Here is a 15,880-nt window from a genome sequence, read left to right on the forward strand (position 1 = left end):
GACATTTAACCAATTTTCTTGAAAATATAAGAGCACCCCTCAATACACATGTTCGGAGCCAGAGGAGAAAGAGCTAGGTCAAAACCTTCCTTCTTCATTAAGTAAATTCGTTCGGGTACCTCTTCTTCGCAATCAAACATCACTGTGAGCCTGAGATCAGCCACTTCGTATTCTCCTATATTACAATTAAAAAACTCTACAACATTTAACTCACCACTAGAGGAAAAAGTGATGGTTTTACCAGTAGGCTCATAGGCAGTTCTATAGTCCTCAGCTCCCGTGTTACCCTGGTATTGATAAAGTTCCCACTTTCCCACCAGTCCATCAGCAGTAAGCTCTAATGGGAGGTTTTGATCTTTATCACATGAAGTGAAAGAAATCATTACGATAATTCCCATCCAAAAGCTTCTCATAATCAATAGTTTGAACGTATAAAAAGGACGAAGCTCATAGCCTATTCGCTACAAAATTTAATTTTACAATAAGGAAGAAACATCGACCAGGACCATTTTTGTACCCCCTTGCGAATCCCGCGTGTTACAATACAATTTCTCCCCAAACCAACTCAGCCCTACAACCCCTGTAGTGATCCACTCATTTTCCTGAAAGTCCGTCACCTGGATCAACCTCCCTGTTGCGGAATTCCTAATCCATAATTGCGCAACTCCGGAACGATCCGAAATAAAAGCCAACAAATCCGGATCAGTCGGAGAAAAAGCCGGGTTGCTGTCATTCCAATCTGACATCACCCAATTTATCAAAACAGATGGACTATTCACCGCAAACCCAACGATGTCGTAAGCAGAACCAGTATTCGTTTCTTTCGCAGTAGCAAGCCCATAAGCCAGATTATTTCCTTCGGCTTCATAAGACATTCCGAGCATTGGAGTCACAGAATTTTCAGGATACAACACCGCTCTAACAGGATTTTTTGGGTTGGTAGCCTCTTCATCCAGATTGTAAACAATCATACGTTGGTTGCCTTCGTCCAAACTATCCAAAAAATAAACCAAGGTCGTGTCGGCCACAGCGAATGCAGGAAAATACTGCTTGAATGAGTCTCTGACTATTTCTTCCACCGTATTTGACGCAAGACTATACATCCTGATTATAGACTGAGCTTCATCATGCTTCACCAAAACCAGCTTGTCTCCCGCAGCTGACCAAGAAGGATAGTTTCCGTTTACGGGAATTTTCTCTTGGGTTTTGCCCTGAACATCATAGAGGTACACCCCTTGGGAAGTAAAAATAGAAGCCGATTCAGAAATGGTATAGGCGATTTGGTCACCTTTGGGAGAAATTTGTGGATGCGTGATATAATCAAAGCCCGTATTTTCGAAAATGGTCTCTACAACGGGAAGATCATTGGGTACGACCATCACCCGGTTGCTTTGGTTACTGACATTAGCCCGCTTTGCCACCACATAGAACTCCTGCCTCACGCCCGGCTCCAATCCTTCCACCAAGAATCTCATTTCTCCGGCTTGGACTTCAGCAAATTTATAGTTTGCACTAGACGTAAGTGACTTTGTCCAGATTTCATAGCTTGTCGCTAGCACAATAGTGGGACAAAATCCAGCACAGAACTGGTTTGAATTCCATGTAAGTTGAACCTTGTCTGAATCCACTAGTTTGGTAGAAAGTATTGGCGTTTCCAAAAAACTGCCTTCTGGAATCGGATCATCGAAATTCTCGCAGGCCGAAAGAATAAAAATTGATAGTATTAGTAAAACCGTGTTTTTCATAAGATCGAAATTACTGATAAAACCAGTTAGGCCAAGACGAAAGCTGGAGCGGATATGCTACAAAGGCAACAAGTCTTCACTATTCTAGCAACGTTATCTAAATTAGGATCCAGCTTCTGGAGAAGAAGGATAGCAAATGTAGCCAGAACGACTAATAAAGCTGTGCTCTCCGTTTGAACTCCGTGTACTCCGCGGTTAAAAACAAAAAAAAACGCCGACTTTTCAGCCGGCGTCTTCCATTATATTGAGTAATAAGTCTTGATGATTCTAACTACTAGAATCTAACTTCTTACTTCTTTCCTTCCATTTGCTCTTTCAGTTGAGTCAAAGCGTCCAAGTCACCAAGTGTTGACTTTTCAGCCGGAGCTGAAGACGAAGAGGCAGAACCTGAATCAGATTTCTTCTTCACTTCTTTCTTAGCTGGCTTCGCATCTTCTCTGAACATCGCAGTATGAGAAAGAACGATTCTCTTATCGTCTTTAGAGAATTCAGTCACTTTGAAGTCCAAAGCTTCACCAACCTCTACCTGAGATCCGTCTTCTTTCTCCAAGTTTTTCACAGTAGCAAATCCTTCAAGACCATAAGGCAATTCTAGAACCGCGCCTTTGTCATTTTTAGAGACTACAGTACACTTGTGAACTGATCCGATAGGGAATACAGATTCGAACGTATCCCATGGATTTTCCTCCAATTGCTTGTGACCAAGAGCCAATCTTCTGTTGTCCACGTCAAGCTCAAGAACTGCTACTTCTAGCTCGTCCCCTACTTTCACAAACTCAGATGGATGCTTGATTTTCTTGGTCCAAGAAAGGTCAGATACGTGAACCAAACCGTCAATTCCTTCTTCCAACTCAAGGAATAGGCCGAAGTTGGTCAAGTTTCTTACCACACCTTTGTGCTTAGAACCTACCGCATACTTAGTACCCATGTCGTTCTTAGTCCAAGGATCCTCAGTCAACTGCTTGATACCAAGAGACATTTTTCTGTCGTCCTTATCAAGAGTCAATACTACAGCCTCGATTTCGTCACCTACTTTTACGAAGTCAGCAGGGTTTCTCAAATGCTGGGACCAGCTCATTTCAGATACGTGGATCAAACCTTCTACACCTGGAGCAAGCTCAAGGAACGCACCGTAGTCTGCTACGTTTACGATCTTACCTTTAACTCTAGATCCGATTTCAAGGCTAGACGCCAAAGAATCCCAAGGATGGGCAGTAAGCTGCTTCATACCCAAAGAAATTCTCTTCTTATCATCATCAAAGTCAAGAACCACAATCTGAACTTTCTGGTCAAGTTGCAATACTTCTTCTGGATGATTGATACGTCCCCAAGAGATATCCGTAATATGAAGAAGACCATCCACACCACCTAGATCGATGAATACACCGAAGTTGGTCATGTTCTTGATCACGCCTTCCAATACCTGACCTTTCTCAAGGTTGTTTAGGATCTCAGCTTTTTGCTTCTCAAGATCTTTCTCGATGAGCACTTTGTGAGACACTACTACGTTATCATTTGCGTGGTTGATTTTCACCACTTTCACTTCCATTTTCTTACCTACATAGATATCGAAATCTCTGATAGGCTTGACGTCAATCTGAGAACCTGGCAGGAATGCCTCTACACCGTAGATATCTACGATCAGACCACCCTTAGTTCTTCTTTTCACCAAACCTTCGATCACGTTGTCATGCTCAAGGGCATCTTCGATGTCCTGCCATGCACGTACGATCTTGGCTTTCTTACGGGAAAGGATCAACTGTCCAAGTGCGTTTTCCTGCTCTTCGATGAATACCTCTACCGTATCACCAGGCTGGATAGACTCAAGATCCCTGAATTCGGAAAGAGGAACCAATCCATCAGATTTGAAGCCAATGTTAATGATTACGTCCTTTTCATTCACACCTACTACGGTGCCTTTGATTACTTCTTTCTCAGTGATCTCGCCCAATGTACCTTCGTACATAGCAGCCATCTGCTCACGCTGTTCTTTGGAATATCCTTCACCAAAACCTTTGGTTTCGAAGTTGTCCCAGTTAAAATCTTCTTTGTTAGACATAATAGTAAAAACCCTGAATAGCAATAGCCCTCGGGTCAGGAGGCCATTGTTTTTAGTTGTAAATCAATGCATTAAGCAAGCAAAACACACCCCATTCACCCGAACGGACTGCAAAGGTAAGGAAATATTGATAAAGGAGGAATTCTAGAACAAAAAACGGCACATAAATAAATGCGATATAGCACATTATTAACTATATAGCGACTTCACTATACTCAAAACTGAATCAAGGCCTATTTTCTGACATCGCCTTGATAGCTCTCTGGATTATGCAAGAATGGATTTAGAAAATCATATGACCGCTTTCTGTGGTGCAATGGGACAGATAACTCCTTATAGTTTTCAATGAAATAGGGGGGGTTAGATAAAAAGAAGACCGCAACAGCTATCATCACTAGGCTCACCTTTCAATTAAGTATTGATTTGGATTGAGAAAATCGCGGATTAGGTTGAGTTCCCAAACTATATTCACCTCATTTCTCCAACGATTCAGTACACAGATTCCCCTGTTCACTCCTTCTCGTTTTATCCAGAACATCGATAAGACAATATTTACCAAAAGAAACTCAACAACACCTTACTTCTAACTATGAACAGGACATCTATACTTAGGCTCGCTAGCACATTCCTCTGCCTTTACAGCCTTTTTGCTTTCAATGTAGCTCATGCCCAATCGAGAAGCAGCTCCAATACAAGTTCTAGCAATGGCTATACCAGCCGTTTTACATCCAATGACAACAATCAAAAATTGAACATTGAATCGAATGGAAAGATAGCCATAGGAAGCGATGAAAAATCAATAAGCTCTATCTCCAAAGGAGGTTACCTTAAAATAGAGAAAACCACCTTTGGCAATACACGATCAATTTTTATAAGCAACTCTAACGGTGGATTGGATTACGAATATAAAGAAGGCAGATCTGTCAAACCGTTTGAACCTGATGGCAGGGTGTGGCTAGCAGAAATTCTGCCCGAACTGTTAAATACCACTACAATAGGTGCCGAAGACCGCGTAGAACGCTTATATGCCAAAGGTGGCATCAAGTCTGTACTGGATATCATCGGAAATCTACACAGCGATCATGTCAAAACGCAGTACCTCGGATTGCTTCTGAAAAAAAACCTGAAATCAAATGAAATAACTGCTACAATTGATAAAACCATCAGCCAAGTGAGTTCCGATCACTACCAGACTGAAATTTTCAAGAAAGTTAGTCCTTCCTATTTCAACGATGTAAACCTGCTTAGAAGAGCTGTCGAATCTTTACAGTCTGATCATTTCAAGGCAGAGCTACTCAAACCGATTTTCTCCGCAAATGTGATTAAAGGTGAAGGTCAAAAATCCATTGAACTGATCAAGATGATTGACAGTGATCACTTCAAAACCGAAATAGCCCGTTCGATTGACTTTGAAGATCTATCAGACCAGGATTTGAAATTTATGATAGATGAACTGGTGGGTTCTATAGACTCGGACCACTTTAAGAATGAATTATTAAAGACTGCCATAAATAAGGGAAATATGACTGAAGATCGATCTCTGATAGTCCTTTCAGGAGTTAAGGACATCCAAAGCGATCATTTTAAAGCTGAAATCCTGAAATACCTTTGTCAAAAACAAGGATCTGAAAAAGTGAAGGCAAAAATACGTGAAACTGCAAAATCAGAAATCAAGTCCACTCATTTCTTTGGTGAGGTCATGAGATGTGCAGGCTAATTGAGTGTTCAGTGTCGAATGGTTTTGTAACTTAATCCTTCAAATTCACCCTCGCGTTTCTACGTGTTCAATTCCCCATGGAAAAAACCATTTCCTTTTTTCTGGCAATCGTGCTGACCTGCAGTCTCACTCTCTACCTACTTTACAATGGAGAATTATTGACATGGCAGGGCACAATCAGTCATAAGCAGTGGATCCTGTTGTTTATGATCATTCCAGTAGGATTGGCTCTTTCCATGGGGTACCTTTTTATCGTGAGACTTCAGCCTTGGGACAAAGGGCATGTTATGCGGTCAGGTTTTATCATATTGCTGATCTGGGGCACTTTGACAAGCTATTCCTATCTCCTTGAGGGTATGGCCCAAAAAGCCATGGGAAATGTCCAGGATTATGCCAGTGGGGATATAACGCTCAAAGGAAGCGTAGTCGCCTTTATAGTATCTCTTATTATTGTTTGGATTGATTATAGCTGGTTTTCTTTTGCACGGTTTTCCAAGGAAACTATTCAAGCAATGAGAGTGTCCAGAAATAAACAAGAACTCCAATTTAAGCTTCTCAGATCCCAACTTACTCCCCATTTTTTGTTCAATTCGCTGAACAGCGCCTCCAATCTGATAACCCACCAACCTCAGAAAGCAGAGGAATTCATCCGAAAGCTGGCATTTAATTTCACCAATCTCATCAAGAACGGCATACAGCCACTCAACACCTTGGAGCAGGAAATAGAAATCATTGACAATTACATGCATTTGATGCAGGTACGATACGGCGAAAAGGTGGTCTTGGAGAAAAGAATCAAACCCGAATTCGTTTCCAAACAAATCCCCGCACTTGGTATTCAGTTGCTGGTAGAAAATGCACTGAAGCACAATGTAGCGAGCCTAGACAATCCCGTCAAAATAATCATCACTGCCGATCAAGGGCAGGTGGTTGTAGCTAACAGTATTACAAAAAAGCCACTTTCCGTACAATCAACAGGTGTGGGGCTGAACAATTTGAAAGAGCGCTATCTATATCACGGAAATTCTGCTCCCTCCATTTATCAATTGGAAGGACTCTATTGTGTCTGTTTGCCTTATATCACCCAGAACACTGCAAAACAATGACCCCATTGACACAAATCAAACCTATATACAGACTTTTACTGCCCTTGCCTGTAGGCACTCTGGTATACCTTGGGATACTTCTGGCATTTGATACAGTCGGCAATATCACAGAGGACTTCTTTACTCGTGAATTTTTGTTCTGTGTCTTAGCAAGTTATGCTCTTCTGGAAGTCAATCAGATGCTTCTGGTCCTTTTTGAAAAAAAACTTCAACGAGGTGCTCTCTTCATGAAGCATACCATCGCATTGCTTCTTGCTTCGATCATTGCTTCACTAGTTTCTATTAGCCTCCTTTTGATTGCTTATTTCTATTGGTTTGAAAACATGGCAGATGTATCTATCTACATGACAGAACTAAAAATATTCAATGGAATATTTCTTTTTGTTACACTAATGTATCAAAGCCATTTTTTAGGCTTTTATTTCATTCACAATAAATTTGAACATGAGCTGGAAAAAGAACAACAGCATGAAGAAGAATTGCGCAAAAGTGTTGATCTTTTTCATTATATGCTCAATCCACAATTTCTCTTAGCAGGACTGGAGTCGATAGTACTCCGTATTAAAGAAAATCGAAATGCACTGGCAGAAGAGGGAATAGTACTGCTTTCGGATATCTACAGGCATTCTCTGAGAACGCAGGAAGAACTAGTGTCCCTTGAAGATGAATTGACCGCTATGAAAAGTGAGGAGGTATTTTTGAACCAATTTATCTCCAAAAACATCAGCATATCCATTCCTGAAGATCTGGACAATTTCCTTTTGGTGCCGCGTACCTTGACTAAAATCCTCGAAGCCATCGCCTATTCTCAACTTTCATCCTCTGAATTTGGCTTGGAAATCCTATTAGAAATCAGAAACAAAGATCTGATCATAAGTTTTCCCAGTGCCTTCTCTTTGACCACTAACGAGCTACTTTTTGAAACTTTAAGCATGATAAAGAAGCAATATGGCTGGCTCAACAAATCCCTCCACTGGTCGGATAATTCTACCTTTTCGATTTACATCCCCTTGGAGGTTCCATTTCCGACTACAAGACCTGATCAAATCTCAATCTATTCAACTGACACTATAGGAAATCGAGCATGATCCCTTACCTACGGGATCACACAGTGGAATGATTATCAAATATGCGAGATTCCATATGACCATTAAAAAACAATTATAAACAGATGAAAGTAATAGTGATAGAAGATGAGCTTCCTGCATTGGAAAAAATCACTCATTTTCTCCTTCAATACGATCCCAATGCCGAAATAATTGGCATAGCGCAATCCATTAGCGAAGCTGTCCCACTATTAAACGCGCACGGTGCAAAAGCAGATCTTCTTTTGGTGGATGTACAGTTGGCTGATGGGCTTTCATTTCAGGCATTGGATAAGGTAGGATTTTTTAAGCCTGTGATCTTCATTACAGCACACAATCAATATGCGTTGGAAGCTTTTCAAGCTAATGGAATCGACTATCTCCTCAAACCAATCAGATACGCTTCCTTTGCTGCTAGTCTGGACAAATTCCGTCAACTAAAAGAAGCTTCTTCCGAGAATCAACCAAACCAAATGATGTGGAAGACACTCTCCAATCCAACCTACAAGGAGAGGTTTATGGTGAAAATCGGAGAGCACATCCACACTGTACCCAGCTCCGGCATCAAACTATTTTTTGCCGAGGGAAGGAACACTTACATCATCAGGGAGGATGGACGTAAATTTATCACCGATTACAAATTGGAAACTTTAGAGGAGATCCTCAATCCATCGGTGTTTTTTCGTGTCAACAGAAGCTATTTGGTCAATCTGGAAACCATAAAAGATGTATTGGTGTATTCCAACAGTCGCCTAAAGATCAATACCAACTTCCACTATACCGAGGAAATTATTGTAAGCCGCGATCGTGTAAACCGATTTAAGGAATGGCTGGACGGTGAAAGAAACCTCTAAGCAGGCTAATTGCTGATAGGTAGTTGAGGCACGCAGCAGCTATCATCCCTCTGTGCCCCCCGGTTGGTGAGCTTGTCGAACCACCAGTGTGGTTAATAAACTTTCAGAAAAGCCAATGTCTCCACTGGCATTATCATTCCTCTACAACAATTCAAACCCCTTCCGCATCGCAAAGCTCTCTCTGATCCAGCTTGCAAGCCTTGCACTTTGGACAAAGTCAAGCGTCTGCTGTCCGTCGGAATAAGCTTTCTCGGGAATTTCATGCGATTCGTAGATAATTCCATCCGCACCGGACATCACGCCCGCAAGTGCCATCTGAGGCACATAAGCCCGGATACCGATTCCATGCGACGGATCCACAATTACCGGTAGGTGAGACTTGGCTTTCAAAATCGGAATAGCATTCAAGTCCAAGGTATTCCTCGACGCTCTCTCGTATGTTCTGATTCCTCTTTCGCAGAGAATAAGCTTTTCATTTCCTCCGGAAAAAACATACTCCGCAGACTGCAAAAGCTCTTCCAGCGTTCCTGAAATCCCACGCTTGATCATCACAGCTTTGTCCACTTTTCCCAGCTCGTCAAGCAAATTGAAGTTTTGGGAATTCCTAGCTCCCACCTGATACACATCCACGTAAGGATACATTTCTTCGATCTGGGAAGTCTGCATCACCTCTGTGACGATCTTGATTCCCGCTTCACTGGCGATATCGTGCCAAAGTTTCAAACCCTCCAACCCCAATCCGCGGAATGCATAAGGACTGCTTCTTGGTTTAAACACGCCGCCACGCATCATCTTAATGTCATTTTCCACGCAATGCGCCACAATGGCGCGGATCTGTTCTTCAGACTCTATGGAACATGGCCCTGTAATCACAGCCATCTCTCCGTCTTTGATAAAGACATTATCTCCTAAATCCACTGAGGTGGGCTTTACTTTCCACTTTTTGGATACTAATTTATACTCATCAGAGACGATATGGATGTCGATGATCCCGTCCATTTGTCCGATCTTTCGGATGTCAAAGTCTTTTTGACCGATCCCGATCAGGTAGTCTCCCAGTTGGGTTTTTACCTCGGTGGTTTTATAGCCGATGCCATTGACTTTTTGGATAAGATTCTCCTTTTGGCTGTCGGAAATATCAGGTTGAAGCTGAATGATCATAGTTTTGTCGATTTTGTATAAACTTTTCCAAAGTTCGAAACTTTGGAAAAGCTAAATCATTGGAAAATCTTAGTTGATTACGGATTGAATGTATTTCTGAATATCTTCACTCAGATTCTTGGAATCTTTTACGGTCTTAATAAAAGCCGAACCTATAATAGCTCCGTTGCTATATTCTGATGCTTTGGCGAAGGTTTCTGAATCAGAAATCCCAAAACCAATCAGTCTGGGATTTTTCAAATCCATGGCTTTAACCCGCTTGAAGTAAGAAATCTGCTCATCACTAATTCCAGCTTTCGCTCCTGTAATGCTATGGGATGAAACCATATAGATAAACCCATTGGTGTTTTCATCAATTTCCCGAATCCGCTTTTCGGAAGTTTGGGGTGAAATCAAAAAAGTATTTACCAAGCCATATTGCTCGAAAAGCTCCTTATACTCATCCAAATATTGCTGCATCGGAAGATCGGGCAGGATAAGGCCATCTACCCCTACCTCCTTGCATTTTTGGCAAAAAGCCTCCATCCCATATTGCATGATCGGGTTGAGATAACCCATCATCACCACAGGAATATGGATTTTTGCACGAAAGCCTTTCAATTGTTCAAAGATCTTTTTAAGTGAAATCCCATTTTCCAACGCAATCATATTGCTATCTTGGATAGTCGGCCCATCGGCTACAGGATCAGAATAGGGCACGCCGATTTCTATGATATCCGCTCCTCCCGCTTGGATCGCTTCCATGATCTCCATGGTACTTTCCAACTCAGGGAAACCCGCTGTAAAATAAATGGAGAGAACTCTTGAGTCCTTGTTTTTAAATAGTGTATGTATTCGGTTCATTTTGATTACTGGTTTTTGTCAATATTCGGATTTGAAAACTTCATTATTCAGCATTCCTATTTCGACATTCATTATTACTAATTAAAAAATTGGAAAATTACATATGAGGTGCAAAAGCGATAAGATTGTGAAGGATTGAAAATGATACTATTGATGTATTTTATTTGTTCAACTCCTTCAGGGTTGATCTAATGCGATCCCATGATTTCCCCCATGGGTTTCACCCATGGTTATTTAAAGGTTAAACCCTTTCAGGGTTATACTTTTCTCATTCTTTGGACATGTAGCCCACTTCATTATTCGACTTTCGGAATTCATCATTCGAAATTAATCCCCCGAATAGTTTGATCTCTATAAAATAAGATTGAGGTTCAGCTTTATGTTGTAAATCACAAACCCCAAATCAATACTTTCCCCATTTAATATAAGTATCCAGATCCTTGTCTCCTCTACCCGAAAGATTCACGACAATCACATCATCTTTGGAATACTCGATCATGTTCAAAGCGTAAAGCGCATGGGCAGATTCTATCGCAGGAATTATCCCCTCCAACTTGCTCAATTCAATTCCTGCTTCCATCGCATCTTTGTCCTCAACAGCTACAAACTCTCCCCTTCCCACATCAAATAAATGCGCATGAACCGGACCTATTCCCGGATAATCCAATCCAGCAGAAATGGAATGCGGCTCCACTACCTGTCCATCTTCGGTTTGCATCAAAATCGTCTTCGATCCATGCAAAATCCCCGGAGTTCCTTTAGCGGTAGTTGCGGCAGTTTTCCCGGAATTTATCCCTAATCCTCCTGCTTCCGCAGCTACTAGGCGAACTTCAGGTGTATTGTAATAATGGTAAAAAGCACCTGCTGCATTGGAACCACCTCCCACACAGGCAATTACGATATCAGGATTCTCCCTGTCCTCCTTTTCCTTCAGCTGCCACTTCATCTCCTCCGAAATCACGGATTGAAACCTCGCCACCATCTCAGGATAGGGATGTGGCCCGACTACCGAACCAATAATATAATGTGTATCCACAGGATTATTGATCCAGGCACGCATGGCTTCGTTGGTAGCATCTTTCAGCGTTTTGGAGCCTGATGTAGCAGGGACTACTGTCGCACCCAAGATCTTCATCCGCTCCACATTGGGGTGCTGCCGGGCGATGTCTATTTCCCCCATGTAAACCGTGCATTCCATCCCCATCAGCGCGCAAACTGTCGCAGTAGCCACACCGTGTTGTCCTGCTCCTGTCTCTGCAATAATCCGCTTTTTCCCAAGCTTCTTCGCCAAGATGATCTGACCAATGGTGTTATTCACCTTGTGCGCACCTGTATGACAGAGATCCTCGCGCTTCAGATAGATTTTGGCTCCATACTTTTCAGAAAGTCGGGAAGCAAAATAGAGAGGGGTCGGACGGCCGACATAATCTTTCAGCAAACCTCTGAACTCATCCTGAAACTCTCTCGATGCAATGATCGACTCATAGTTTTCTTTTAGTTCTTCGACATTCGGATGCAGCATCTCCGGGATATAAGCCCCACCAAATTTGCCGTAAAATCCTTTTTCATCTACTTTGATCATATTTTTATAGTTAAGAGTTGATGGGCCATAGATCATGGTTGCTCAACAATTTTCTAACTCAACAATTTATCTTTGAAGCTCTTCAGCCTTTCAATATTCTTTACTCCTGGGGCGTCTTCGAATTTCGAATTCAAATCTATTCCTTTCAGTTGAGGCGCATCCTCAGCAAACCGTATCAAAGCTTCTGCAGAATCCCCATCAATGCCTCCACTAAGGATAAATGGGACTTCGAACGGGTAGCTCTTCAGGATTTGCCAGTTGAACTGCTCTCCGGATCCACCGTGACTTTTGGTAGCGGTATCAAAGAGAAAGTATTCCACCAACCCCACGTACTCTTTCAATTCATTCCAATTAATCGAATCGCCCACCGACACCACTTTCCAAAGTTTCTTATTCGTTCTTAGTTTCAGTTCGCGTACGAACTCTGGACTTTCGCTGCCATGAAGCTGTACTGCGGAAAGATCAAAGCGATCAATTTTGTCAAGCACATTTGCTATCGATTCATTCACAAACACTCCTACTTTTGGAAGAGAAGCATCTGCTATCTCAACAGCTTTTATACTAGGCACAAAACGTGGAGACTTGGCATAAAAGATCAGTCCCATCCAGTCTGGTTGAACAACATTTTCCAGTGCCCGGATATTTTCAGGATCGCGCATTCCACATACTTTGATTTGCATCTGCTGATTTTTAGTTTTCAATGGCCAGTTCGAATCCCTGCTTGCGGCAGGCAGGTCGCATGAGTGGTATTCATCCCAATGTTTGTCTTCAGTCACATGCTTGTCTCCCTCTGTCAGGCTCGATTTGCATTAGGCCTTATTCAGTGCTGTTCCATTCGCAAGCATTTTTTTGTACTCTTTGATGAAGGTGTATGCAGCCTGCTCTGGCCGGGCCGACTTCATGAAGTTCTCCCCAATCAGGAATCCATCGAAACCAGCTTTCTTTAAGGTGATCAAGGTTGCTGGGTCAGAAATTCCGGATTCAGAAATCTTCACAAAATCTGACGGGATCTCATTCACCAATTCCAAAGAAGTTTGCAGAGAAACATCAAAGGTTTTCAGATTCCTATTGTTTACACCTACTAGGTCCAGGTCGGCGCACAGGCTTCTTTCCAACTCTTCCCCGTCATGCACTTCCATCAAAATTTCAAGACCCAAACTTTTGGCAAAAGATGCCAACTCTCTCAATTTAGCTGGTTCTAAAGCTGCCGCAATTAGTAATATGCAATCCGCACCGATAGATTTAGCCTCCAGAATCTGATATTTATCCACGATAAAATCTTTTCTGAGGATGGGACAATAATTGAATTTCCGGGCAGCTTTGAGATCCTCATTGTCACCGCCAAAGAAATCGGTATCAGTCAAAATCGATAAAGCAGAAGCTCCAGCCTGCATATACCCAATACTCACACTTTCCGCCGATGCAGTCCCATTTATCCAGCCTTTAGAAGGCGACTTACGCTTAAATTCCGAGATAATCCCCGACTTGTCAGGATTGGTCACATAGGACTTCATCGACACCACTTTACTGTCAAAGTAGATGCTTTGTTCAAGTAATTTCACTGGCACCAAGCTGCTTTTCTCAGCCACTTCAGCATGTTTTCGTGCAATGATTCTATCTAAAATATTCATAATCAATTAAATGAAACTGTTGTTTTAGGATTTACCAGCCCATTGAATACTTTCAGTGCTTTCTTACTTAGCAAAATCTCTTCTGCCAACGCCACTGCCTCAAGGAAACCCAAGTCCTCTCTAGCGGTAACCAGTGCGGCGGCTGAATTTGCTATGACCACTTCATTTTGCGCTTTACTTCCTTTGCCCTTCAATATATTCTCAAATATCTTAGCGGAATCCTGGATTGTCTCTCCCCCTTTGATTGCATTCGCAGTCAGCCTGGACAACCCTATATTTTCAGGGCTGAACACTTTCTCTCCGGAATTGGAAATCATTTTGAAATCCCCTGTAAGAGAAATCTCATCGTAACCATCCAAGGCATGAAGAATCGAAAACCTCCCCTCCATATCCTGGTACAAATATCCATACAGGCGAGCCAGCTCAAGACTAAACACACCCACCAACTGCTTACGGGGAAAACTAGGATTGACCATAGGGCCGAGCATATTGAAAAAAGTCTTAACCCCAAGATCTTTTCTGATCGGCCCCACGTGCTTCATAGCCGGGTGAAATAGCGGAGCATGCAAGAAGCAAATCCCCACTTCATCCAAACTTCTTCGGATTTCACCCATATCATTGGTGAATTCATAGCCAAAATAGGCAAGCAAATTAGATGATCCGCAAATCGAGGAGACCCCGTTATTGCCGTGTTTGGCGACATTTTGGCCTGCACCAGCCACCACAAAAGATGAAAGTGTGGAAATATTGAAGGTATCTTTGCCATCCCCGCCTGTACCACAGAGGTCCATGGCGTCGTATTCGGCTATCTCTACCGGAATGCAGCGCTCAAGCATTGCCTCTCGGAAACCAGACAGCTCTTCTACGGTAATACTACGCATCAGATATACAGTCATAAATGCTGCGATCTGGCTCGTATTGTAATTTCCGGCCGTAATATTTTTCAAAACCTCCTTTGCATCTGCTCGGCTGAGTGTACGGTGCTCGATGAGGTGATTTAGTATTTCTTTCATTACTAGGGGTGTTGTTGGATTAGTACTTGCTTGTTTTTAACTTTCCATCCAGTTTTTGATGATCCGCTCACCGTTTTCGGTAAGGATACTTTCCGGATGAAACTGTACGCCCCTGACATCATATATCTTGTGCCGGATCGCCATGATCTGATTGTCAGGGGTGCGGGCTATAACTTCCAGATCCGGAGAAAGGGTATCTTCATTTATTACCCATGAGTGGTATCTACCAATGCTAAACGTATCGGGCACTTCAGCGAAAAGCAAATCAGGCTCTGCCTTGACCACAGAGGCAACACCATGAAGCACTTCTGATAGATTAATCAACGACCCCCCGAAAGCTTCTCCGATAGCCTGATGCCCCAGGCAAACGCCAAGAATGGATTTTGTGGGAGCATATTTTCCTAAGAGTGCGGGCATAATTCCGGCATCCTTAGGGACACCGGGACCAGGGGAAAGAATTATTTTATCATACTTTTCCACATCTTCCAGACTTATTTTGTCATTGCGAAAGACATCCATGCTTGCCCCATAACCTAATTGCCGGACGATATAGACCAGGTTGTAGGTGAAGGAGTCGTAATTATCGAGGACGAGTATTTTCATTATAGTTGATTGAGAAATTTAAAGATTGAAATTACTTGTCCGCCGTGGCGGATTGGAAAATTCACTAGTGTTAAGCCTCCTTCCTTTTCTTCTCTTCAAATTCATATAAATATTTTATTAGGCCTTTTAATTCACTGGATAGACCAACCAGATCCTGATAATATTCCTGATAGATTGGCTCATCTGTTTTTTTTTACTTAGAGTAGCAAAAGAGCTGACTCCGAAGTTCTCCGGCAGATCCTTTTGCAATTTCCAGAAAGCGAATAAACTGTCGGTTTTGATTATATTTAAAGCCTTCAGCTATATTATTTGAAATCGAAATTGCAGATCCTATCAATTGATCTTTGGCGCAATAATCTTTAGCTAATCTTTCAGATTCAGCTAATTGATAAATCCTTACTCCGATTTTTATAGCATGCCGCCAAACGGGCAAATCTTCAAATCGCTCGTATTTTGCCATAATTTTTCAATTTTAAAATCT

General features: G+C 42.2%; 15 protein-coding genes. 4 read left to right on the forward strand and 11 right to left on the reverse strand.

Annotated features, from left to right (window positions below; all coding sequences use genetic code 11):
- Positions 1 to 5: 5 nt before the first annotated feature.
- From LZF95_RS13480 to rpsA, 3 genes are all read right to left on the reverse strand, one after another.
- Positions 6 to 413: a hypothetical protein gene (locus LZF95_RS13480; RefSeq protein WP_233755602.1), complete on the reverse strand. Its 408-nt coding sequence runs from the start codon at positions 411 to 413 to the stop codon at positions 6 to 8.
- A gap of 63 nt (positions 414 to 476) precedes the next feature.
- Positions 477 to 1,745 carry a hypothetical protein gene (locus LZF95_RS13485; RefSeq protein ID WP_233755603.1) on the reverse strand — a complete coding sequence of 423 codons (1,269 nt, stop codon included), beginning with the start codon at positions 1,743 to 1,745 and terminating at the stop codon, positions 477 to 479.
- Positions 1,746 to 2,034: 289 nt separating this feature from the next.
- On the reverse strand, positions 2,035 to 3,804 hold the full coding sequence (rpsA, locus tag LZF95_RS13490; protein ID WP_233755604.1) for a 30S ribosomal protein S1: 1,770 nt from the start codon (positions 3,802 to 3,804) through the stop codon (positions 2,035 to 2,037).
- Between the two features lie 589 nt (positions 3,805 to 4,393).
- Here rpsA and LZF95_RS13495 point away from each other — a divergent pair.
- The 4 genes from LZF95_RS13495 (at position 4,394) to LZF95_RS13510 (ending at position 8,566) form a co-directional block, all read left to right on the forward strand.
- The gene (locus tag LZF95_RS13495; RefSeq protein ID WP_233755605.1) at positions 4,394 to 5,521 is read left to right on the forward strand and encodes a hypothetical protein; all 1,128 of its coding nucleotides are present in this window, start codon (positions 4,394 to 4,396) and stop codon (positions 5,519 to 5,521) included.
- 77 nt (positions 5,522 to 5,598) lie between these two features.
- Positions 5,599 to 6,627 carry a sensor histidine kinase gene (locus LZF95_RS13500; protein WP_233755606.1) on the forward strand — a complete coding sequence of 343 codons (1,029 nt, stop codon included), beginning with the start codon at positions 5,599 to 5,601 and terminating at the stop codon, positions 6,625 to 6,627.
- A complete protein-coding gene (locus LZF95_RS13505) occupies positions 6,624 to 7,715 on the forward strand; it encodes a sensor histidine kinase (RefSeq protein ID WP_233755607.1) in 1,092 nt (363 codons plus the stop codon). The genes LZF95_RS13500 and LZF95_RS13505 overlap by 4 nt, the downstream gene beginning before the upstream one ends.
- 83 nt (positions 7,716 to 7,798) lie before the next feature.
- Positions 7,799 to 8,566 carry a LytTR family DNA-binding domain-containing protein gene (locus LZF95_RS13510; RefSeq protein ID WP_233755608.1) on the forward strand — a complete coding sequence of 256 codons (768 nt, stop codon included), beginning with the start codon at positions 7,799 to 7,801 and terminating at the stop codon, positions 8,564 to 8,566.
- A 141-nt stretch (positions 8,567 to 8,707) separates the two neighbouring features.
- Here LZF95_RS13510 and aroF read toward each other — a convergent pair whose 3' ends face one another.
- The 8 genes from aroF to LZF95_RS13550 form a co-directional block, all read right to left on the reverse strand.
- Entirely contained in the window at positions 8,708 to 9,727 is a 1,020-nt protein-coding gene (aroF, locus tag LZF95_RS13515; protein WP_233755609.1) for a 3-deoxy-7-phosphoheptulonate synthase, read from the reverse strand.
- Between the two features lie 69 nt (positions 9,728 to 9,796).
- Entirely contained in the window at positions 9,797 to 10,570 is a 774-nt protein-coding gene (trpA, locus tag LZF95_RS13520; protein WP_233755610.1) for a tryptophan synthase subunit alpha, read from the reverse strand.
- A 403-nt stretch (positions 10,571 to 10,973) separates the two neighbouring features.
- Positions 10,974 to 12,152 (reverse strand): tryptophan synthase subunit beta, encoded by a 1,179-nt coding sequence (gene trpB / locus LZF95_RS13525; RefSeq protein WP_233755611.1) that lies wholly within the window; start codon positions 12,150 to 12,152, stop codon positions 10,974 to 10,976.
- Positions 12,153 to 12,205: 53 nt separating this feature from the next.
- Positions 12,206 to 12,928: a phosphoribosylanthranilate isomerase gene (locus LZF95_RS13530; protein ID WP_233755612.1), complete on the reverse strand. Its 723-nt coding sequence runs from the start codon at positions 12,926 to 12,928 to the stop codon at positions 12,206 to 12,208.
- A gap of 33 nt (positions 12,929 to 12,961) precedes the next feature.
- Positions 12,962 to 13,783, reverse strand: a complete 822-nt coding sequence (trpC, locus tag LZF95_RS13535) for an indole-3-glycerol phosphate synthase TrpC (RefSeq protein WP_233755613.1) — start codon at positions 13,781 to 13,783, stop codon at positions 12,962 to 12,964.
- A gap of 2 nt (positions 13,784 to 13,785) precedes the next feature.
- Positions 13,786 to 14,796 (reverse strand): anthranilate phosphoribosyltransferase, encoded by a 1,011-nt coding sequence (trpD, locus tag LZF95_RS13540; protein ID WP_233755614.1) that lies wholly within the window; start codon positions 14,794 to 14,796, stop codon positions 13,786 to 13,788.
- Between the two features lie 36 nt (positions 14,797 to 14,832).
- Positions 14,833 to 15,399 (reverse strand): aminodeoxychorismate/anthranilate synthase component II, encoded by a 567-nt coding sequence (locus tag LZF95_RS13545; protein WP_233755615.1) that lies wholly within the window; start codon positions 15,397 to 15,399, stop codon positions 14,833 to 14,835.
- A 193-nt stretch (positions 15,400 to 15,592) separates the two neighbouring features.
- On the reverse strand, positions 15,593 to 15,859 hold the full coding sequence (locus tag LZF95_RS13550) for a four helix bundle protein (RefSeq protein ID WP_233755616.1): 267 nt from the start codon (positions 15,857 to 15,859) through the stop codon (positions 15,593 to 15,595).
- Positions 15,860 to 15,880 lie beyond the last annotated feature (21 nt).

The sequence above is a fragment of the Algoriphagus sp. AGSA1 genome (assembly GCF_021390545.1).
Lineage (GTDB): Bacteria > Bacteroidota > Bacteroidia > Cytophagales > Cyclobacteriaceae > Algoriphagus.